The sequence below is a fragment of the Frigoribacterium sp. R86507 genome, from assembly GCF_044597695.1.
GTDB lineage: Bacteria > Actinomycetota > Actinomycetes > Actinomycetales > Microbacteriaceae > Frigoribacterium.
In genome coordinates, this window is record NZ_CP139002.1 from 3,199,931 (window position 1) to 3,216,993 (window position 17,063).

At 73.1% G+C, this 17,063-nt stretch carries 16 protein-coding genes; 11 read left to right on the forward strand and 5 right to left on the reverse strand.

The genetic code is table 11. The features are described from left to right. The first annotated feature begins 58 nt into the window (after positions 1-58). Entirely contained in the window at positions 59-919 is an 861-nt protein-coding gene (locus tag SJY14_RS15175; RefSeq protein ID WP_396599340.1) for a phosphatase PAP2 family protein, read from the forward strand. Positions 920-983: 64 nt separating this feature from the next. Here SJY14_RS15175 and SJY14_RS15180 read toward each other — a convergent pair whose 3' ends face one another. Then, positions 984-2,135: a VIT1/CCC1 transporter family protein gene (locus SJY14_RS15180; protein WP_396599341.1), complete on the reverse strand. Its 1,152-nt coding sequence runs from the start codon at positions 2,133-2,135 to the stop codon at positions 984-986. A 66-nt stretch (positions 2,136-2,201) separates the two neighbouring features. Between SJY14_RS15180 and SJY14_RS15185 the strand changes: the two genes are divergently transcribed. The 3 genes from SJY14_RS15185 (at position 2,202) to SJY14_RS15195 (ending at position 4,065) form a co-directional block, all read left to right on the forward strand. Then, a complete protein-coding gene (locus tag SJY14_RS15185; RefSeq protein WP_396599342.1) occupies positions 2,202-3,071 on the forward strand; it encodes a DUF429 domain-containing protein in 870 nt (289 codons plus the stop codon). 110 nt (positions 3,072-3,181) lie between these two features. Then, positions 3,182-3,694 carry a GNAT family N-acetyltransferase gene (locus SJY14_RS15190; protein ID WP_396599343.1) on the forward strand — a complete coding sequence of 171 codons (513 nt, stop codon included), beginning with the start codon at positions 3,182-3,184 and terminating at the stop codon, positions 3,692-3,694. Positions 3,695-3,705: 11 nt separating this feature from the next. After that, positions 3,706-4,065 (forward strand): hypothetical protein, encoded by a 360-nt coding sequence (locus SJY14_RS15195; RefSeq protein WP_396599344.1) that lies wholly within the window; start codon positions 3,706-3,708, stop codon positions 4,063-4,065. Positions 4,066-4,486: 421 nt separating this feature from the next. On the opposite strand, the gene SJY14_RS15200 is transcribed toward SJY14_RS15195, so the two are convergent. After that, positions 4,487-4,906, reverse strand: coding sequence for a YchJ family protein (locus tag SJY14_RS15200; protein ID WP_396599345.1), 420 nt, complete (start codon positions 4,904-4,906; stop codon positions 4,487-4,489). Positions 4,907-5,625: 719 nt separating this feature from the next. On the opposite strand from SJY14_RS15200, the gene SJY14_RS15205 reads away from it, so the two are divergent. From SJY14_RS15205 to SJY14_RS15215, 3 genes are all read left to right on the forward strand, one after another. Beyond that, positions 5,626-6,021, forward strand: coding sequence for a hypothetical protein (locus SJY14_RS15205; RefSeq protein ID WP_071255731.1), 396 nt, complete (start codon positions 5,626-5,628; stop codon positions 6,019-6,021). A gap of 172 nt (positions 6,022-6,193) precedes the next feature. Beyond that, the gene (locus SJY14_RS15210) at positions 6,194-7,060 is read left to right on the forward strand and encodes a metallophosphoesterase (RefSeq protein WP_396599346.1); all 867 of its coding nucleotides are present in this window, start codon (positions 6,194-6,196) and stop codon (positions 7,058-7,060) included. Positions 7,061-7,167: 107 nt separating this feature from the next. Then, positions 7,168-8,184: an NAD-dependent epimerase/dehydratase family protein gene (locus SJY14_RS15215; protein WP_071255728.1), complete on the forward strand. Its 1,017-nt coding sequence runs from the start codon at positions 7,168-7,170 to the stop codon at positions 8,182-8,184. A 103-nt stretch (positions 8,185-8,287) separates the two neighbouring features. Here SJY14_RS15215 and SJY14_RS15220 read toward each other — a convergent pair whose 3' ends face one another. Next, positions 8,288-8,941 carry an HAD-IA family hydrolase gene (locus tag SJY14_RS15220; RefSeq protein WP_071255727.1) on the reverse strand — a complete coding sequence of 218 codons (654 nt, stop codon included), beginning with the start codon at positions 8,939-8,941 and terminating at the stop codon, positions 8,288-8,290. A 58-nt stretch (positions 8,942-8,999) separates the two neighbouring features. Between SJY14_RS15220 and SJY14_RS15225 the strand changes: the two genes are divergently transcribed. The 3 genes from SJY14_RS15225 (at position 9,000) to SJY14_RS15235 (ending at position 11,394) form a co-directional block, all read left to right on the forward strand. After that, positions 9,000-9,419, forward strand: a complete 420-nt coding sequence (locus tag SJY14_RS15225; RefSeq protein WP_071255726.1) for a hypothetical protein — start codon at positions 9,000-9,002, stop codon at positions 9,417-9,419. A 438-nt stretch (positions 9,420-9,857) separates the two neighbouring features. Next, positions 9,858-10,790, forward strand: coding sequence for an aminodeoxychorismate lyase (locus SJY14_RS15230; protein ID WP_255364217.1), 933 nt, complete (start codon positions 9,858-9,860; stop codon positions 10,788-10,790). A 334-nt stretch (positions 10,791-11,124) separates the two neighbouring features. Then, positions 11,125-11,394, forward strand: coding sequence for a hypothetical protein (locus SJY14_RS15235; protein ID WP_071255724.1), 270 nt, complete (start codon positions 11,125-11,127; stop codon positions 11,392-11,394). 141 nt (positions 11,395-11,535) lie between these two features. Here the strand turns inward: SJY14_RS15235 and glgX are convergent, their stop codons facing one another. Continuing rightward, positions 11,536-13,593 (reverse strand): glycogen debranching protein GlgX, encoded by a 2,058-nt coding sequence (gene glgX / locus SJY14_RS15240; RefSeq protein WP_071255723.1) that lies wholly within the window; start codon positions 13,591-13,593, stop codon positions 11,536-11,538. Positions 13,594-13,891: 298 nt separating this feature from the next. On the opposite strand from glgX, the gene SJY14_RS15245 reads away from it, so the two are divergent. Then, positions 13,892-14,938 carry a hypothetical protein gene (locus tag SJY14_RS15245; RefSeq protein WP_071255722.1) on the forward strand — a complete coding sequence of 349 codons (1,047 nt, stop codon included), beginning with the start codon at positions 13,892-13,894 and terminating at the stop codon, positions 14,936-14,938. A 145-nt stretch (positions 14,939-15,083) separates the two neighbouring features. Here the strand turns inward: SJY14_RS15245 and SJY14_RS15250 are convergent, their stop codons facing one another. Further along, a complete protein-coding gene (locus tag SJY14_RS15250) occupies positions 15,084-17,063 on the reverse strand; it encodes an amino acid transporter (RefSeq protein WP_369825303.1) in 1,980 nt (659 codons plus the stop codon).

Consider the following 17,063-nt stretch of genomic DNA (forward strand, 5'->3'; position numbering starts at 1 on the left):
GGCGCATCGGCAGGTCGGACCGAGCCGGTTTCCAGGCGACGTGTAGTTAGCTCGTCCGGTGACTGCTCACCCCACCCTCTCGACGGCCCCGACCGTCCGTCGACGGGCCACGGGTCGCTGGGTGGTCGCGTCGTCGGCGTCGCTCGTCGTGCTGGCGGGCGTGTACACGATCGCCGTCCTCACCGAGGCGGGCCAGTCGATCGAAGACAGCATCCTCCGCTCGGTCGACGGCACCACCCTGCTGCAGTCCGGGGTCGCGCTCGACGCCATCTCTCCCCCGGCCGTGCTGCTGGTCGTCGCCCTCACGATGGTGGTCGCGTTCCTCCGTCGCCGGCCCGGCTCGGCCGTCCAGGCGGGCGTGCTGATCGTCGGCGCCACGGTCACCACGCAGCTGCTCAAGCAGCTCGCGCCCCGTCCCGAGCTGACCGGCGAGCTCTACGGCAACAGCTTCCCCAGCGGGCACGTCACCGTCGCCGTCGCCGCCGTCCTGGCGATCATGACCACCTTCGGTCGGCACGCCCGGCCGCTGTTCTACATGATCGGCGCGGCCTTCGCGGCCGTCGTCGCCGAACAGACCGTCGCCTTCGGCTGGCACCGGTGCAGCGACGTCGTCGGCGCCTGCGCCGTGGCCCTGCTCTGGCTCGGCATCGTGCGCATCGGGGCCGCCCGCCTCTCGCGCGACCCTCGCGGCCGCGACGACGTCGGCCCGCGGTCGCACGGTGCGACCTCGGTGGTGCTCGGCCTCGCACTGGTCGTCTGCCTCACCCTGTCCGGTGCGATCTGGAGCATCGGCATCGGCTCCGACATGAGCCTCACGACGTCGACCGGACAAGGGGTGCTGATGGGTGCCCGCCTGGCTGCAGCCGGTGTCGTGCTCGTCACGTGCTGGATCGCGTGGAAACTCGACCGCAAGGCCTGACGCCTCGACCCGCCCGACCGACCGGCTCAGCCCGCCGAGACCGGTTCAGCCCGCCGCGCCCGGCTCAGCCCGCGGCGCCCGTCCCGAACAGCAGCCCGAGCAGGTACGTCACGGCGGCCGCCCCGAACCCGATGCCGAGCTGGCGCAGGGCCCGCTTGACCGGGCTCGCCCCCGACAGCAGGCCGACCACGGCGCCGGTGCCGAGCAGGGCGACGCCGACCAGGGCGGACGCCACGACGACGGCCGCGAGCCCGGACAGCCCGAAGAGGTAGGGCAGCACGGCGATGACGGCCCCGGACGCGAAGAAGCAGAAGCTCGAGGCGGCAGCGCCGAAGGCCGTGCCGAGGGTCTCGTGGGTGGTGGGTTCGTCACCCGAGCGCGCCTCCTGGTCCGGGGCGTCCGCCCAGCCGGCCGTGGCGGCGCCCGGCGCGGCCCCCGCAGGAGGCGCGCTCGGCGACGAGGCACCTCGCCCCGCGCCCGCGAGCACCTGCCGCGCGTGGGCCTCGGCCTCGTCCGGCGACATGCCTCGCGCCCGGTAGACGAGCGCCAGCTCGTTCGCGTCGACGTCGAGGTCGGGCAGCACCTGTCGCGCCGTCGGATCGGGGGTGGAGGCGTCGAGCAGCTCGCGCTGCGACCGCACCGAGACGTACTCGCCCGCACCCATCGACAGGGCGCCGGCGAGCAGGCCCGAGAGCCCGGTGAGCAGCACGACGTGGTTCGCGACGCCGGACGCGCTGATGCCGAGCACGAGCGCCAGGTTGCTGACGAGCCCGTCGTTCGCCCCGAACACCGCCGCACGGAACGACCCCGACAGGCGGTTGCGACCCCGCTCGGCGAGGCCGCGCACGACCTCGCCGTGGATGCGCTCGTCGGCGGCCATCGCGTCGGTGGCGTCGGCGTCGGTCGCGTAGGGCGACCGCGCCTCGGCGCTCTGCACCAGCGCGAGGACGAAGATCGAGCCGAAGCGCCGGGCGAGCACCCCGAGCACGCGGGTGCGCAGGTCGGTGCGGGCCGGGCGTCCGACGTCGTCGCCGAGCAGGTCGACCCAGTGCTGCGCGTGACGGCCCTCGGCGTCGGCCAGCGCGAGAAGGATCGCACGCTCCTCGCCGTCGCGGCGGCGGGCGAGGTCGCGGTAGGTCGACTCCTCGGCGCGTTCGTCGGCGAGGTAGCGCCGCCAGCGGCGCAGGTCGGCCGGGGTGCGGGTGCTGGTGGGCATGGGGACAGTATCGTCCGGCACACGCGACGGGGTCGGGCCGACCGGCCGCGCGGGTACGGTCGACCGGTGACCCCGCCCGACGCCGCGACACCGACCGCGCCCCGCTACCTCGGCGTCGACCTCGCCTGGCGCGACTCGACGCCCGAGCGTCCCGCGAACGAGACCGGCCTGGCCGTGATCGACGCCGACGGCACGGTGCTCGACGCCGGTTGGGCCCGCGGGGTCGACGAGGTCGAGGCCTGGGTCCTGCACTGGTCGACGCCCGGTTCCGTCGTCGCGATCGACGCCCCCGTGCTCGTGCCCAATGCCACGGGCATGCGGGCGAGCGAACGGCTCGTCGCGCGCGCCTACGGTCGGTGGCACGTCTCGGCCAACGCGAGCAGCGCCTCCTTGCCCTGGCTCGGCGGACGCACCCTCGGCGAGCGCCTCGAGCGTGCCGGCGGCGTGTACGACGACGGCGTGCTGCCCGTGCCGGTCCAGGCGGTCGGGCACTTCGAGTGCTACCCGTACACGACGCTGGTCGGGATGAGCGAGCTCGGCTACGACGACAAGCGCCCCCGCTACAAGCGGCCCGACCTCACCCTGCCGAAGGAGGCGCGGCGCGAGGCCCGCGCGGCGGCCTGCGACGAGCTGCTGCGTCGGTTGGCCGGGCTGGCCGAAGCCGCAGTACCGGTGCGTCTCGACTCGCACCCCGTGTCGGCGGCACTGCTCGACGAGCCGTCGCCGCTCGTCGACCGGGCCTACAAGCACCGCGAGGACCTGCTCGACGCCCTGGTCTGCGCCTGGACGGCGGCGCTGCGCGCCCGCACTCCCGAGCGCCTGCAGGTGCTCGGCGTCGACACCGAGCCGGACGACCGCGGGAGGCGCGCGACGCTGATCTCACCGGCTCGCCCCGAGCAGCGGCTCGGCCCCGCGCCCGTGGCGAGGGTCGGCTGAGACACGACCCGCGCCTCCCGACGTGACACCCTCGGGGCGCGACCCGGCGCGCTGACGCGACCCGCGCCTCCTGCACCCGCCTCGTCCCGCCCGTGTGGCAAGGTGGCGACATGCCCGCACGACCCGTGACCGTCCGCCGCACGACCGCCGACGACTGGCAGTACGTCCGCGACCTGCGCCTCGCGATGCTCGCGGACACCCCGATCGCCTACGGCGAGAAGCTCGCCGTCGCCCGACGTCACGCCGAGGCCGAATGGCGGATGCGCGCGGCCCGGGGCGAGGCCGAGCACGGCACCTCGCTGGTCGCGATCGACGACGAGACGGGTGACTGGGTCGGCGCCATGGGCGGTTTCCTCCAGGCACCGGGGCAGCCCCTGCTGGTGGGCGTGTACGTCGCCCCGACCCATCGGGGGCGCTCGGCCGGCGTCACCGACCTGCTGCTCGACGGTGTCGAGGCCTGGGCCGCGACCGAGGGCGACGCCCTTCGACTGCACGTCCACGAGCAGAACGAGCGGGCCATCGCGTTCTACCGCCGACGCGGGTACGAGCCGACCGGCCACACCAACGCCTACGCCCTCGACCCCACGGCGCAGGAGCTCGAGATGCTCGCGCCGCTGCGCTGACCGCCGCGCCGGTGGCGAGCACGCACGACGTCTTCCTCGAGGGCCCGCACGACGAGTCGCGGCACCTCGTCGAGCAGACCCTGATCGATCACGGCTTCACCCTCTCGCTCGCGCCCGACGGCAGCACCCGGGCCGTTCGGGGCACGCTGGCGTCCACCCTCGCGTTGCGTGCCTTCGCCGGGCGGGCGCAGTTGCTGACCCTCGACGTGCAGTGGTTCGTCGACGACCGGGGACGGCTCGTGGCGCGGGTCGTGCACGAGGCGGCCCTGTCGGTGCTGGGCGGGCCGGTCGGTGTCGTGCGGGCGCAGCGGGTCGTGGCGGAGGTGGTCCGGGCGCTCGAGGCGGTCGCCGTTGGACGCGGGGCTCCGTGACGGCAGGGCCGGCCGTGCGGTCGGCCGTGCGGTCGGTCGCGGGTCAGGCCGTGCGCCCGGCCGTGCGTCAGGCCGTGCGTCAGGCCGTGCGCTCGGCCGTGGATCACCCGTCCTGTCCCCCGAAACACGCGTCCCGTCGCCCGTCCCTGTGAGGAGCGTCCACGTCTGAACCGGACCAAACCGTGCGGCCTAGCGTTCGTCGAGATGAAGGGCGCAAGCCTTGCATCGGTGTCGTCCGGACCGTGGGTCCCTGCCCGTGAAGCTCTCCCTGCGGCCCGGCGGCGTCACGGAGAGGATGCCGGGCCCGACGGACCCGCCGTCCTCTTCGTGACGCCCGATGCCGATGTCGACGGCGACGCCGTGTGCTCGCGGCGCCCCCCGTCCTCTCGGTTCGGCGGCTGCCTGCCTGGTTCGGTCCGCGTCAACCCGCGACGCCGTCGACGTAGAGCCATCGTCGGTCGACCCTCACGAACCGACTGACCTCGTGCTGTGACCCGGCCCCCTCGGCGTCACGGAAGTGCGCCTCGAACTCGACCGTCCCCTCGGCGTCGAACGGCCCGCCCGCCTGCGTCCGCACGACGTCGAGCCGGAACCACCGCGTGGCCGGGTCGACCTCGAGCGCCGCCGGGCGCGTCGTCGGGTGCCAGGTCTCGAGCAGGTAGGAGGCGCGAGCGAGCGCGAACGCCGAGTACCGCGAGCGCATCAACCGTTCCGCGGTCGGGGCGGGCGTGCTGCCCCGGTGCAGCGGTCCGCAGCACGACCCGTAGGTCTCGCCGCTGAGGCAGGGGCACCGGGCCGAGTCGTCCAGGTCGCGGCCGTGGAGGGGAGCAGCAGGAGGCATCGTGCAATTCTCCGGCACGTCCCGACGCACTGACACCCCCGTCCATCGTCCCTCTCCCTCGTCCCCACCCCGCCCCGCCCCGCCCCGCCCCGACGGCAACTCCTCCCCCTTCCCGCCACCCGGCCCTGCCCTCCCCCGTCGGCAACTCCGCCCCCGTCCCGCCACCCCGCCCGGCCCTCCCCCGTCGGCAACTCCTGCCTCGTGTCACGGACCGCCCGCGCCAGGCCCGCCCCGACACCCCGACGCTGCACCACCCCGGAATTGCCGACACCAGCCGCGCCGCGCCCCGCCCCGCTCCGCCGCACCCCATCCCACCCACACCCGCACCCGCCGCACCTCCCCGTCGGCAACTCCTCCCCCGTGTCACCGACCGACCGCGCCACGCCCACCCCCGCACCCCCGACGCGGCACCACCCCGGAATTGCCGACGCCAGCCGGGTCCCGCCCCGCTCCACTCCGCCGCACCGCACCCGCACCCGCCGCACCTCCCCGTCGGCAACTCCTGCCTCGTGACGCCGCCCGACCGCGCCACGCCCATCCCGGCGCCCCGCCGCGGCACCGACCCGGAATTGCCGACACCGGCCACGCACGGCGGTCCGAGGTACACCGTCGGCGGGCGCCGGGCGCGCCGAGTCGGCTCCCCAGTCCGGGTCGCACCCCAAGGGGCCGCCCCCGCACTGGGCGTCGCCCCGGGCGCCTCGACCTGCCACGGTGATGAGGTGACGATCTCGCCGACCTCCGCCTCGCACCCCGTCCACGAGCAAGAGCTCGTGTTCGCCCACGTGCGTGCGGTCCTGGGCGCGGCGGAGGCCAGCCCCGTGCTTCCCCGGCTGTCCCGTCGCAAGACCGCGCGTGCCCTGGCGTCGGCCGGCTTCTGCAACCTGACCGGCGAACCCGTCCGGGCGTCCGCCCTGAAGCAGGACGGGACGCAGTTCTTCGACCGCTCCGAGACCGTCCTGGTCGAGTCGCTCACCAGGGGTCGGCGCTTTTACGGCCTGTTCGTCGAACCGACTTCGCCGACCCACGAGGACTGGGCGACGATCACCGACATGTTCGCCGAGCTGGGGCGCCGCGTGCACGGCCGCCTCGCCCCCGCCGACCAGTTCCGCGGCTGAGCCCGCCCGCCACGTCCGGGGTCGCCACATCCGGGGTCGCACCATCGATGTGCTGTCGAACCACCCATCTGCGTGGTTCGATGCCCCATCCGTGGTTCGACTCGACCACCCGAGCGGACCGAGCCACCCGAGCACCGTGCCGCTGCCACCCCGCACCCGGTAGCGTCGCGGCATGCACGTCCTGCCGCCCGGAGCCCTCCGCATCGTCCACCTCAGCGACGCCCACCTGCTCGCCGACGGAGCCCTGCACCAGGGTGTCGTCGACACGGCCGAAGCCCTCGACCTCGTGCTGGCGGAGGCCGCGCGGGTCGAGGGGGTGCGACTGCTGGTGGGGTCGGGTGACCTGTCGGACGACGGGACCCGCGCCTCCTACCGGCACCTGCGCGATCGCACCGACGCCTGGGCCCGCGCGGCCGGCGCCGAGGTGGTGCTCGTGCCGGGCAACCACGACGTGCGCGAGGGCTTCGCCGAGGTGCTCGGCGGCGACCCGGCCCGACCACTCGACCTCGTGCGCGACGTCGACGGGTGGCGGGTGATCGGGCTCGACACGTCCGTGCCCGGGGCCGGCTACGGCCTGCTGCGATCCGAGCAGCTCACCTGGCTCCGCGACGAGCTCGCGACGCCCGCCGGGCGCGGCACCGTGCTCGTGCTGCACCACCCGCCGGTCGCGGCGCCGACCACCCTGCACGAGTCGCTCGCCCTGCAGGACCCGGAGGCGCTGGCTGCGGTCCTCGAGGGGTCCGACGTCCGCGTCGTCCTCGCCGGGCACTACCACCACCACGTCGTCGGCCACCTGGCGGGCGTGCCCGTGGTGGTCGCGCCCGGGGTGGCCAACGACACGGACGTGCTGGCCGCCGTCGGCACCGAACGGGCCGTGCGCGGCTCGGGGTTCGCCGTGGTCGAGGTGTCGGCCGACGGGTCGGTGCGCTCGACCCCGGTGCCCGTGCGCGACCCGCGCGACGGCGACGAGGTGTTCGCGCTCGACGAGGCCGCCGTCGCCCGCATCTCCGCCGAGGCCGGCCCTCCCCCCGCCGCCTGACCCGGGCCGGACCCGCGCCCAGGGGCCGCGCGTAGGCTCGGAGCAGGCCTGCCGCCCACCCGGGGCCGGCGAGAGGCCGATCGTCGAGTCGTGAAAGTGAGACCCCCATGCGCGTGGTCGTCGTCGGAGCCACGGGCAACCTGGGCACCGCCCTGCTCACCCGCCTGCAGGCCGAACCCGAGGTGACGTCGCTCGTCGGCGTCGCCCGCCGGGGTCCGCGCATGGCAACGCCTCCCTACGGCGAGGTCACCTGGTTCCCGATCGACGTCGGGGCCGACGACTCGCCCGTTGCCCTCGAGCACGCGTTCGCGGGGGCCGACGCGGTCGTGCACCTCGGCTGGGCCCTCCAGCCGAGCCACCGTAAGGCCGTGATGTACCGGACGAACGTCCTCGGCACCTCGCACGTCCTCGACGCCGCTGCCCGGGCCGGTGTGCCGCACGTGCTCGTCGCTTCGTCGGTCGGCGCCTACTCGCGGGGCCCCAAGGGCCGCCGGGTCGACGAGACCTACAAGACCAAGGGCGTCCGCCGCTCGAGCTACTCGAAGCACAAGTCGATCAACGAGCGCGTCATGGACGCCTTCGCCGAGCAGCACCCCGAGGTCACGCTGACCCGCATGCGCCCGGGTCTCGTGTTCCAGGCCGCCGCCGCGAGCGAGATCATCGGCCTCTTCGCCGGCCGCTGGGTGCCCACCCGCTGGATGCAGCGCGTGCGCCCCCCGTTCCTCCCGCTCGCCCCGCGCTTCGTGTCCCAGGTCGTGCACGCGAGCGACGTCGCGGACGCGTTCTGGCGGGCGATCGACCGCCGTGCCGGTGGGGCGTTCAACCTCGCCGCCGAGCCCGTGGTCGACCCCGACCGCATCGCCCGGGCGTTCGGCTCCCGCCTGCTGCCCGTGCCCTACCGCCTGCTGCGCGCCGTCGTGCAGCTCACCTGGTTGGCCCGTCTGCAGCCGACCGAACCGGGCTGGCTCGACATCGCGGCCAAGATCCCGGTCATGTCGACCGAGAAGGCCCGCACCGTGCTCGGCTGGGCGCCCCGTCACACCTCGGACGAGACCCTGCGCGAGTTCGCCCACGCACTCGCCCAGCGCACGAACCACGAGGGGTCGCACCCGCTGCACGGCTGATCCCCTGCCGTCGGTAAGACCGGCAGAGTCCGTACGGCTCGCACGGCCAGCCCGGTCCGCACGGCTCGCCCGGTCCGCCCGGCCAGCCCGGTCCGCCCGCCCCCTACGGCAGCGTCAGCTCGAGCAGTCCGTCGTCCCGCACGATCACCGACACGCCCTCGTACCCGGTGACGCGCGGCAGCCCGTCGGCGGCCGGCCCGTCGTGGTCCCCGACCACGACGACCGAGGCTCCGGAGGCGCGGGCGGCCTCGAGCCCCGCCGCGGCGTCCTCGAAGACGACGACCTCACCGGGCTCGACCCCGAGCAGCTCGGCAGCCAGCAGATAACCGTCCGGGGCGGGTTTGCCCACCGCCACCTGCTCGGACGCCAGGACGACGGCCGGCCAGGGCACCCCCGCCTCGGCCATCCGTGACCGCGCCAACTCGTGGTTCGCGCTCGTGACCAGGGCCACCCGGTCGCCCGGCAGGCCCGCCAGGAAGGCGGCCGCACCCGGGATCTCGACGGTCCCGTCCCTCGTTCCGGCCTCGACGGCCTGCAATCCGTCGGTCAGCGCGCGTGCCTCGACCTCGGACGACCCGGGCAGGAACCGCGTGACGGTGTCGTGGGTCTGCCGTCCGTGCGCGAACGCCAGCAGCTCGACGACGTCGAGCTCGTGTTCGGCGGCGAAGTCGCCCCAGATGCGTTCGACGACAGCCGTCGAGTCGACGAGCGTGCCGTCCATGTCGAACACGATCGCGCGGCAGGTGAGGGTCGTCATGTCGTCAGTCTGCCCCGGCGCACATGCGGCACGCACCCCCACGGCGTACCGTGCCCGCATGCACGAAGACGAGCACGAGACCCAGACCGGCACCACCCCGCGCGACGCGTCGTCGACCACGGGCGGCGTCGGCTACGCCGGAACCGCCGACTCCGCGCCGGACCGTCGCGACGCCGACGACCCGACGGCCGACTTCCCGCGCAGCGAGGCGACCACCGCCGAGATGCAGCGATCGGCCGTCGAGGACTCCCCCGCCGTCGACGAGGACACCGACCTGGACGCCGTCCAGGCCCTGCCCGGTGAGGGCGGGCCGGACGACGGCGGCGACATCGAGGTGGACCCCGACGACCTCAACCTCTCGGGCGACTCGATCCCCGGGCACCCCAAGCCCGGCGAGCCCGATCCCGCCGGCGACTCCACGGGTGACGGCGCCGCCCCGTCGCACCCGAAGCCGGGGCCGCCCAAGCCCCGAGGCTGACGCCTCCCGAGGCTGACGCCTCCCGGGGCCGGCACCTCCGGGGGCCGTCGCGTCCGGCGACCGACGCCTCCGCACCGACCACGAAGGGCCGCACCGTCTCGACGGTGCGGCCCTTCGGCGCGTGTGGTGTGGTGCCGGGCGGGCCGCCCCGTGAAGAAGCTCCGGCCCACCGGGCACCACGCGCCCACCATGGGCGGGCTCGCTCACGGTACCTCCGCAGTCTGGGCACGCCAAGAACGCATCGCGTGAAAAACCCCTGTTCAGACGCAAAAATTAGCTAGACTGCCTAGCCAGCCGAGCCATGGGGCTCCCGAGGCCCGCCCTCGAGCAGCGAGTTAGCCGCCCCGGGTCGCGAGAGCGTCTAGCCTCTCGACGACGAGCAATTCTCCACAGCCTGTCCACAAAGCGAAAACCCGGGCCCGAGGTACGGTCGAGGGCGTGACCGACACCGCTGCCGCTGCCTCCCCCACGACCGACACCGCGCCTCCTGCCCCCGTGCTCGTGGTGATCGACCGGGCCCGGATCGGCGCCCGAGGCGAGGGCCCCGGGTGGCACGTCGCCGACGCGACCGAGCCGACCGTGAACGTCGTCGACCTGGGCGTGACGCGCGGCGACGGCATCTTCGAGGCGTTCGGCGTCGTCGACGGAGCCGTGCAGGCGCTCGAGCCGCACCTGCGCCGCCTGGCCCGCTCGGCGGCGCTCCTCGACCTGCCCGACCTCGACCTCGACCTGATCCGCGAGGCGGTGCTCGCCTCCGCTGCCGCCCACGCACCCGTGCCGTTCGCGTTGACCAAGTTGATCGTGACGCGCGGCCTCGAGGGCGTGCCCGACAGCGAGCCGACCGCCTGGGCGCGCACCGAGGTGTACGAGGACCACGCCGCCGAGCGACGCGACGGCATCCGCGTCGTGGCGCTCGACCGCGGCTACCGGCACGACGTCGCCCAGACCTCGCCGTGGCTGCTGCAGGGCGCGAAGACCCTCTCGTACGCCGTGAACAAGAGCGTCCTGCGCGAGGCCGCCCGCCGTGGCGCCGACGACGTGCTCTTCGTCAGCAGCGACGGGTACGCGCTCGAGGGGCCGTCGGCCTCGCTCGTCGCGCGCTTCGGCGACCGCTTCGTCACGCCACGCACCGACCAGGGCATCCTCGAGGGCACGACGCAGGCCGCCGTGTTCGACGCCCTGGCCGACCTCGGCCACGAGACCGCGTACGAGCTGCTGCCCCTCGCCCGCGTGCACGAGGCCGACGCCCTGTGGCTGCTGTCGAGCGGGCGCCAGATCGCCCCGGTGTCGGACCTCGACGGGCGGCCGTTCGCGATCGACCACGAGCTGACGACGACGCTCGTGGAGGCGCTCTGGGCCCGTCGCGACTGAGCCCGTCGCGACTGGGCCCGTCGCGGCTGAGCCCTGCTCACGGCTCGGGGCGGGACACAGCGCACGGCGACGACCGTCGTTCGAACGAATGTCCACCTTGCGAACGATGCGTCGACCGATGGTGGCGATCGATCGGTGACCTGCGAGAGTCGGGAACGCGTCGATTCACGGCGACGCGACCCGCTCCACCCCGTTCCGCACGCGGTCGCAGGGCCGCAGAGATGAGCAGAACAATGAACATCGTCCACGCCTCCGGGCATCACCCCCTCGCGCACGACCTGGCTCCCACCGAGCCGATCGACATCAGCGCACTCCTCCTGGCAGAGGCCACGGCATGAACGCCGCCGACCTCTCCCGTCTCAGCCACGACCAGCTCGTGGCACACGTCCGTCGCTCCGTCGACGTGACCGGTCACTACGTGGCCGACCGCCGGGTGCCCGCCGCCCGCATCGAGGTCTACCCCAAGCGTCGACCCTCCGTCCGTGCCGACCGGGCGCAGGCCGACCGCGAGCCCGTCGTGTGCGGCACCGTCGTCGACATCACGCCGGGCCCCAGCTACGCCGACTTCTTCGCCCCCGCGGCGCAGCAACTCGCCACCGCCTGATCCCGGCCCGGCCTCGGCCGGACCACGCGACGACCGTCGTCCCCTCGGGGCGGCGGTCTTTTGCGTGCCTGGCGGACGCAGGAGGCGCGGTGCCGGTCCCGAGGACCCGCACCGCGCCTCCTGCGCTCGCGTCGTCGACGCCTAGGAGGCGCGGCTCCGCAGCAGCGTGAAGCTCGCGTCGCGCACGAGCAGCGTCGTGACGGGGCCCTCGACCTGCTGGCCGGGGTCGCTCGACGAGGCGAGCTCCCACTCGCCGTGGGGTGCGTCGGGCACGTTGAACTCGACGACCGCGGTCGACCCGTTGACGAGGTAGGCGAACGCGTCGGCGTCCTTGTGCGTCAGCACGAAGGTGATCGCCTTGTTCTCGCCCTGCTGCCAGTCACCGCTCGAGAACGAGTGGTCGTCGGCACGGCGCACCTGCACGTGGTCGTCGCTCTCGACCTCGGGGGCGTAGCGGAACCAGTCGGGGCGCAGGGCCGGGTTCTCGCGGCGCAGCGTGATGAGCTCGGTCGTGAAGGCGAGCAGGTCGCGGTCGGCGCGCTCCCAGTCGAACCACGAGATCTCGCTGTCTTGGCAGTAGGCGTTGTTGTTGCCGCCCTGGCTGCGCGCGATCTCGTCACCACCGAGGATCATCGGCACGCCGGCGCTGAGCAGCAACGTGCCGAGGAAGTTGCGGCGCTGACGGTCGCGGTACTCGTTGACCGCGGGGTCGTCGGTGGGGCCCTCGGCGCCGCCGTTGAACGACTTGTTGTCGCTCTCGCCGTCCTGGCTGTCCTCGCCGTTCTCCTCGTTGTGCTTCTCGGCGTAGCTCGTCAGGTCGGCGAGGGTGAAGCCGTCGTGCGCGGTGACGAAGTTGACGCTCGACAGCGGCGACCGGCGGTCGCCCTCGTAGACGTCGGGGCTGCCGAGCACGCGGTCCGAGAACGTCGACAGGACGCCGGGTTCGCCGTTCCAGAACTCGCGGACGTCGTCACGGAACTTGCCGTTCCACTCGGACCAGTCGGCCGGGAAGCCACCGACCTGGTAGCCGGCGGTGTCCCAGGGCTCGGCGATCATCTTGACGCTCTGCAGCACCGGGTCCTGGTGGATCAGCGTGAGGAACGCGCTGTGCTCGCTGGCCTCGCCGCCCTGACGGGTGAGGGTCGTGGCGAGGTCGAAGCGGAAGCCGTCGACGTGCATCTCGGTGACCCAGTAGCGCAGGCTGTCCATGATCAGGCCGAGTGCCGCCGGGTGGCTGACGTTGAGGCTGTTGCCCGTGCCGGTCGTGTCGAAGTAGTTGCCCTCGTCGCCCTCGACCAGGCGGTAGTAGGCGGCGTTGTCGATGCCCTTGAACGAGATGGTCGGGCCCATGTGGTTGCCCTCGGCCGTGTGGTTGTAGACGACGTCCATCCACACCTCGAGGCCGGCGGCGTGGAGGTCCTTGACCATCTGCTTGAACTCGGCGACCTGGCCGCCGGCCGTGCCCGCGGCCTTCGACGCGTACTCGTCGTGCGGCGCGAAGAAGCCGATCGAGTTGTAGCCCCAGTAGTTGCGGAGGCCCTTCTCCTCGAGGTGGCTGTCCTGCACGAACTGGTGCGTGGGCAACAGCTCGACCGCCGTGACGCCCAGGTCGGTGAAGTGCTTGATCGCGGCGGGGTGACCCATGCCGGCGTAGGTGCCACGGATGTCCTCGGGCACGTCGGGGTGCGTCTGCGTGAAGCCCTTGACGTGCACCTCGTAGACGACCGTGTCCTCCATCGGCGTGAGCGGACGCCGGTCGTCGCCCCAGTCGAAGTCGCGGTCGGCGATGACGTTGCGAGGCATGGCGGCGGCGGAGTCGGTGTCGTCGCGCGTCTCGGGCTCGTTCATGTCGTGGCCGAAGACGGCCTGGCCCCAGTCGAACGTGCCGTCGAGGGCGGTCGCGTAGGGGTCGAGCAGCAGCTTGTGCTCGTTGTGGCGGAGGCCGGCGGCCGGGTCCCAGGGGCCTGCGACACGGAGGCCGTAGCGCGAGCCGACCCGCGCCTCCTCGACCACGGCGTGGAAGACGTGACCGGTGCGGTTCGTCAGCTCGAAGCGGCGCTCGGTGCCGCCGTCGGCCTCGTCGTCGAACAGGCAGAACCAGACGTGGTCGGCGGTCTCGGAGTACACCGCGACGTGGGCGCCGCCGTCGGGCAGGGGCGTCACGCCGAGGGGGTAGGGCAAAGAGCGGGAGTCGGTCATGCTCCCAGCAGTACAGGAGGAGCGCTGCCGGCGGCCAAGCTGAGCGCCGTACCCCGCCGAAGTGTCCTCCCCACCCCGCACCTCCCCGCCCCCGCGTCCCGCCCCGCCCGCCCCTCCTCCTCCTCCCCACCCATGAACCCGGTTTCGAACGATGCACCTGGAAGCTTCCGGGTGCATCGTTCGAAACCGGGTTCATCGCGATCGCGTCGCCTCCTGCACCGTCCGGCTCCAGGACGAGTTCTCCATAGGCAAGGAGGCGCGGCGCCGGCCCCGGGACGGCGTTCGAGACCATGGCCCCGTGGACCACGCCGACCCGATGAGATGCGAACTGCGGTTCGCGGCGACGCACGGCGACGGCGCCCCCGAGACGGTCGCCCTGCGTTCCGGCGTCGCCGACGGCTCGCTCGTGCGCATCCACCGTGGCGTCTACGCGACGGCATCGGACTGGGAGCAGCTGGACTCCCGGGGGCGGCACGTCCTCCTGACGCGAGCTCTGGCAGCCGGCCCCGCGCGGAACTGCGTGGTCTCCCACGTCTCCGCCGTGGCCGCGCTCGACCTTCCCCGCGTCCACGACGATTTCGACGACACCGTCACCGTCACGGACCGGCGCCGAACCTCGACCAAGACGTCCTCCCACCTCCTCCGACGCCCAGGGGAGGTGCTTGCCGACGACGTCGTGCATCTCGGCGACTCGTCGGTCACCGGACTGCGACGGACGGCCGTCGACGTCGCCCGGACGGCCTCCTTCGCCGATGCCGTCCTGTGCTCGGACGCAGTCCTTCGCCGACTGGTCCTGCCGAACGGACATCGGACCGGGCCCGTGGTGGCCGCCACCCTCCGAAGAGAACGCGAGGCCTTGCTCGGCAGGCTCGGTCCCACCACCCACCCGGGAAATCGCGCAGCACGCCGTGCCTTCCAATTCGCCTCGCCGTTCGCCGAGAACGGCGGCGAATCGCTCCTCCGCGTGGCCCTGTTCGAACTCGGCCTCTCGAACGTCGAGCTGCAATGGGAGTTCCGCCTCGCGGACGGGCGGATCGCACGGTGCGACGTCTTCCTTGCTGCCGACGGTGTGGCCGTCGAGTTCAACGGCCTCGTGAAGTTGACCGATCCACGCATGCTCGCCGGCCGGACGCCCGCCGAGGTAATCCGCGACCGGACACGACGTGATCGGGCCCTGTGCGAACTGCCCGAGGTGCGCGCCGTCGTCAACTGCGAGTACCTCGATCTCGTGGCGCCCGCTCGACTCGCCGGCCTGCTCGGTGACGCCCACGTGCGACTCGACCCCCGCCGTGTCACGGCCGCCGCCCGCGAAGCCGCTCGTCGCTTCCGCGGTGACGCCTCATGAACCCGGTTTCGAACGATGCACCCAGAAGCTTCTGGGTGCATCGTTCGAAACCGGGTGCGAAGTGGGGCGGGGGGGGGCAGAGCGGGCGGGGAGGCGCGGGGCGCGGAACGGGACCCGGACGGGCGCGACGGGAGGGACGGGGCGGCTAGCTGACGTGCACGTCGGGGCGGCGGCTGCGCGAGGGCTCGGCCCGGCGCAGCACCTCGCGGGTCACCGGCGCGACCTCGCCCACGCCGGTCAGGAAGAACCGTCCCATGTTCGACAGCGGGTTGCCCTCGGTCCACTCGAAGTAGATGTCGGGCACGACGCCGGTCTCGTCGCGGATCGCCAGCAGCACGCTGGCCACGGCGTTCGGCACGGCACCGCTCGTCGTGCGCAGCACCCGGTAGCCGTGCAGGGCATGCCCGGTCACGACGAGGTCTTCCTCGAAGTTCGACGAGTCGCCCTTGTGCACCTCGAGGAAGATGACCGGCGAGCGCTGGGGGATGCCGCTGTACTTGCGCTCGGCCGACAGCTTCTTCTTGTAGATCTCGGCGACCTCACGCCCCGGTTCGTGGGCGATGACGCGGATCGTGCCGTATTCGTCGGCGTCCTCTCGTACGTACGAGAGGGCGGTGTCGTCGAGGGTGACCGACGTCGCCCGCAGTTGGAACGAGCGCTGCACCCGCGAGACGAGCGACACGGCGATGATCCCGATGATGAAGATCGCGGCGATGCGCACGCCGTCGGGGCGTTCGACGACGTTGGTGACGGTCGTGTAGACGAACACGAGGGCGACGATCCCGAAGCCGATCGTGCGCTTGCGCTGGCGCGCCCGTCGCGCCGACAGCGTCACGGCCACGGAGGCGCTGGTGATCAACACGAGCACTCCCGTCGCGTAGGCCCCGCCCTGGGCGTCCACGTCCGCCTCGAACACGATGGTGATGATGAATGCGATCACCGTGAAGACCAGGACGAGGGGTCGGACGGCTCGGGCCCACTGCGGCGCCATGCCGTAGCGCGGCAGGTAGCGCGGCACGAGGTTGAGCAGCCCGGCCATGGCCGACGCTCCGGCGAACCACAGGATGCAGATGGTGCTGACGTCGTAGAGCGTCCCGAAGCCGTCGCCGAGGTACTGGTGCGCCAGGAACGCCAGGGCGCGACCGTTGGCCGACCCGCCGGCCTGGAACTCGGCCTGAGGGATCAGCAGGGTCGTGACGAAGCTCGACAGGATGAGGAACGAGCTCATGATGATCGCGGCCGTGGCGAGCAGGCGCCGGGCCCCACGGATGCGTCCGACCGGTTGGGCCGGGGTGTCGGTCGGGTCGCCGGTGATCTGCGGCATGACCGCCACCCCGGTCTCGAAGCCCGACAGGCCGAGGGCCAGCTTCGGGAAGACGATCAGGGCGATGCCGACCATGACGAAGGGGTTGCCGTGCTGCACCGTCAGGGCGTCCCACCAGTTGCCGATCACGACCGGGTTCTCGCCGATGTGGAAGAGCGAGACGGCGATGACGACGAGGTTGAGGGTCAGGAAGATCGCGACGAGCACGACCGCGATGCCGATCGCCTCGCGGAACCCACGCAGGAAGACGGCGGCGAGCAGTGCGACGAGCACGAGCGTCAGCGGCACCTCGGCCCCGTGGAACCAGGACGGCGCGAACGGGTTCTCGACCGCGTGCGCCGTGGCGTCGGCCGCCGACAGGGTGATGGTGATCATGAAGTCGGTGGCGGCGAAGCCGAGCAGCACGAGGACGAACAGCTTGCCGCCCCACCAGGGCAGCAGCCGCTCGAGCATCGCGATCGACCCCTCGCCACGAGGGCTCTCACGAGCGACGCGGCGGTAGACCGGCAAGGCGCCGAAGAGGGTCAGCAGCACGAGCACGATGGTCGCGAGCGGCGAGAGCAGGCCGGCCGCGACGGCCGCGATCGCCGGCTGATATCCGAGGGTCGAGAAGTAGTCGACGCCGGTCAGGCACATCACCCGCCACCACGAGTGGGTCTTCTCCGGGGTCTCGGCGTGCGGCCCCTGGTGGGTGCCCGCGGTCTCGGTGAGGCCGTGCAGCAGCCAGCTGCGCATCCGTCGTGTAGTCGCGTGCGGGGTAGGCGGTTCGACCCTGGCGGGTGACTCGGGCTGCGCGGTCAC